The sequence below is a fragment of the Allobosea sp. P4_E12 genome, assembly GCF_056401655.1.
Map to the genome: position 1 here is coordinate 1 of NZ_JBFUIY010000100.1, position 3983 is coordinate 3983.

3 protein-coding genes are annotated in these 3983 nt (G+C 63.1%); all 3 read right to left on the reverse strand.

All coding sequences use genetic code 11. The features are described from left to right. Position 1 precedes the first annotated feature (1 nt). A complete protein-coding gene (aspT, locus tag AC1DW9_RS36260) occupies positions 2-1684 on the reverse strand; it encodes an aspartate-alanine antiporter (protein WP_476769656.1) in 1683 nt (560 codons plus the stop codon). A gap of 119 nt (positions 1685-1803) precedes the next feature. Beyond that, the gene (aspD, locus tag AC1DW9_RS36265; RefSeq protein WP_441490983.1) at positions 1804-3423 is read right to left on the reverse strand and encodes an aspartate 4-decarboxylase; all 1620 of its coding nucleotides are present in this window, start codon (positions 3421-3423) and stop codon (positions 1804-1806) included. A gap of 54 nt (positions 3424-3477) precedes the next feature. Then, positions 3478-3983, reverse strand: a 506-nt coding sequence (locus tag AC1DW9_RS36270; protein WP_476855388.1) for an aspartate-alanine antiporter-like transporter, incomplete at its 5' end; no start/stop codon positions are given.

The following is a 3983-nucleotide window of genomic DNA, read 5'->3' on the forward strand; positions in this document are numbered from 1 at the left end:
CCTAACGCGACATGATTCCGATCAGGATCGGCCCCCAGGCCGTGAGCAGGATATTGCCGATGGCATAGGGCACTGTGTAACCCAGCGCCGGAATGCTGCTCTGGGCCTCGTCCTGGATGGCCCTGAGCGCCGCCGTGATGGTGCCGGCCCCGGCGCAGGCGCCGAGCACGATGAGCGGGTCCATCTTAAGGACGTAGCGCCCGAACAGAATGCCGATGGTATGCGGCAGCAGCGCGGAGACGAGGCCGACCAGGATCAGGCTGACGCCGGTCGCCTTCAGGCCCGAGACGAAACTTGGGCCGGCGCCGAGCCCGACGATGCCGATGAACATGCAGAGCCCGACCGTATCGAAGATCCAGATCGCCGGCTCGGGAATGCGRCCGTAGAAGGGGTAGACGGAGCGCAGCCAGCCGAAGACGAGCCCCATGAAGAGCGCRCCGCCGCTGGCGGTCAGTGTCAGTGGCACGCCCCAGACGACCAGTGTCAGCAGACCGAACAAGCCGCCCAGGAAGATCCCGAAGCCGACGAAGACCATGTCGGTGGCCGAAGTGCGGCGGTCGGGATAGCCGAGYTCGGTCGCGGCCCGCTCGACTTCCGGCARCGGCCCGACCAACGACATGACGTCACCACGATTGACGCGTGTCGTCGGCTCGATCGGCATCTCAATGCCCGAGCGTGTCAGCTTGGACAGGAAGACCCCCCGCGCGAACTCCGCTTCGACCAGTTCCGCCAACGATTTCTCGTCGATGCTGCGGGCTGTCACGATGACGTTGAGCGCCTCGAGCGGAATGTCGAGCAGCTCGGGGTCGCTCACCTCGGGGCCGATCAGGTCGCCGCGGGCGGCGTGAACCTCATGGCGCGCCATAATGGCAATAATGTCGCCGGCCTGGATCCTGCGATCCGAAGCGTGGCCGAACAGMACSACMCCGCTGCGAACGCGCAGGATGAAGGCACGGGTCTCCTTGATGAGCGCTTCGATCTCGGTGATCGTCTTGTTGGTCAGAACCGGGTTTTCGACGCGATAGGCGCGAACGTCGAACAAGCGGGCAGCGGAGGTGACGCCCTCCACATCGGCGCCCGGACCGGCCTTGTCCGCGCGCTGTGCCGCGATCTCGCGAAGGTTGATACCCATGAGCTTGGGCCCGACCTTGGGCAGGAACCAGACCAGGGCCGCCGTCCCGACCAGGTAGGTGACGGCGTAGGCGACGGGAATATTGTTGATGAGCGCGGTCCGCTCCGCCTGCGGAAGATTCAGCCGCTGGATCGCTTCGCCCGCCGTTCCGATGACGGTCGACTCGGAGAACGCCCCGGCAAGAAGCCCGGCCGCCGTGCCCATGTCGAAGTTCAGCAATCTCGCGAAGCCGAGCGCCACGAGCAGGCATGTGACGCACAGAACCACCGTCAGTGCCATTTGTGGAAGCGCGTCKCGCTTCAGGGCGCGAAAGAACTGCGGGCCGACCTTGTAACCGGTCGTGAAGAGGAAGAGGTCGAAGAAGACCGTCTTCACGGCCGGGGGCACCTTGACGTCGAGCTGGCCGACCAGGACGCCCGCCAGCAGGCAGCCGACGACGACGCCGAGGCTGAAGCCTCCGATCTTCGCCTTGCCGATCAGGAAGCCGAGAGCGATCGTCAGGAAGATGGCGAGCTCGGGATTGTTGCGCAGGGCTTCGACGACGTAGTTCATGCTTTGCCTCGCAGCATTGAACTCGGACATGCGATCAAGTCGTGACTGATCGAATGTCCGATGGTTGCCGAACGCAGGAAATCACCTGCCCACACCTTCACTCCTGCCGCTCTCGCGCGTCAGGGCTTTTTGGCGAGAGCGAGATTGTAGGCATCGAAGGCCTGGCGGTAGCCACGCGCCACCGCGCGGGTAGCGCGGCCGATCTGGCTGTAGACCTCGTCGTCGAGATTGGCGAAGGAGACGCGCACCGACCAATCGGGGGCGTGGAAGCCGCCGCCGTTCAAGAGCACGATGCCGTGGTCCTCGGCGAGGCGGAAGACGATGTCGAGCGGGTGGACGTGCTCCTTCATGTAGCTCACCACCTCGGGGCCGACATATTTGTTCGCCCAGAACTCGAAATCGATCAGGCCGTAATAGCGATCATGCAGGGGGTTGTCGGGCACATCGATGCCCAATCCTTCGATCATCCGGTCAACGCGGGACTTCACGATATCCATGCAGGTCTTTTGATAGAGCTTGGCCTCGTCCATCATCTCGGACAGCGAGAACATGGTCATCATCACCTGCTGCGGCAGCGACARGCCGGCCGTGTGATTCAGGGCGATGTCGCGGCTGTCGGCGACGATGCGGTCGATCAGTCTCAGTTCGCGCGGCTTGAGCGTGATCGGGCCATAGCGGGTATCGAGCACCGTCAGGATCTTCTCCGGATGGTTCGCGATCGCCTTGTCCAGGATATTGTCGCGGTGAATGGCGATGACGCCGAGCCGCCAGCCGGTGCACCCGAAATATTTCGAGTAGGAGTAGACCCCGATTGTATTCTGCGGGAGCGCGCCGAGCAGGCCACGGAAACCCTTGACGAAGGTGCCGTAGACGTCGTCGGTGAGGATGATCAGGTCGGGACGCTTGGTCTGGACCAGTTTCACGATCTTGGCGATCGTCTCCTCGCTCAGGGCAACGGCATAGGGATTGCCCGGATTGACGACGAAGAAGGCCTTGACCTTGGGGTCTTCAAGCTTCTTGAGTTCCTCGTCGGTGAACTGCCAGCGGTTTTCCTGAGGCGCGGCCACCGAAACGATGTTGAGGCCGTAATCCTCRAGATGCGGCATTTCGAGATAGGGCGTGAAGATMGGGGTCGCCAGGGCAATCGTGTCGCCCGGGTTCAGGAGCCGGTTGGCCTTCAGCGACTTGAAGATGTAGCACATCGCYGCCGTTCCGCCYTCGACGGCATAGAGGTCGAACTGGCCGGATGGGTGCGGCTCCCCGCACATCGCCCACATCAGGTATTCATGCACGATGCGCTCGTTRTGCACGAGCATGCGGTCAGGCACCGGATAATTGTCGCCGATGATCGAGTCGACGAGCTCGTGCACGAAGGCGTCTGGTTTGAAGCTGAACTTATTGATGGCAAAGGCGACCATCTCTCGGAGGAAGGTGGCGCCGGGCGAGTCCTTGTGATCGGCGAGCCAGTCCTCCAGCCGCTCGGCAATACCCTCGGCCTTGGGCATGCCGCCAATGCCGGCGGCCTTGTGCATCACGCGCCTGCTTTCCGTGATCGCAAACTGCCCGAGCAGGAAGAAGCCCTCGCGCGGCGTCATCGCGACCCAGTTCGGATTGCCGCGGCCGGCGTTCAGAAGGGCGATCGAGGAGGTCTGCGCGGTCTGTTTAGCGAGACGGATCAGTTCGTCCTTGATCTCGAAGGGGCTGAGGGTCGCGAAACTGCGTAACTTCACCAGGTCCATGGCATTTCCCCATGTTCTTCATGTGCAGCGGGTTTGTTGGCGTGTGCGCCGGCGTCAGGCCAGCAGCATGATGATCACCATGCCCCAGATCGTCAGAAGGGTGTTTCCGACCGCGTAGGTCACGGTGTAGCCCAGGGCCGGGACCTGGCTGTGCGCGATATCGCAGACCATCCCGAGCGATGCCGTGGTGGTACGTGCGCCGGACACGGCCCCGAGCAGAATGGCGGGATCGAATTTGAACACATACTTCCCGGCATACATGGACAGGATCAACGGGAGCGTGGAGGCCAATGCGCCCCAGAGGAAGAGGCCAACGCCTTGCGTCTGCAGCCCCTTGACGAAGCCGGGGCCGGCGGAAATTCCGACGCAGGCGATGAAGACGTTCAGGCCGACCGAGTTCATGAACCAGACGGTCGAACTTGGAATGCGGCCGAAGAACGGGCGCACGGAACGGAGCCAGCCGAAGACCAGGCCGGAAATCAGCGCGCCACCCGCGGTCGAGAGCGTCAGCGGGACGCCCCCGACCTTGAAGACGATCGCACCGATCAGCGCGCCAAGGG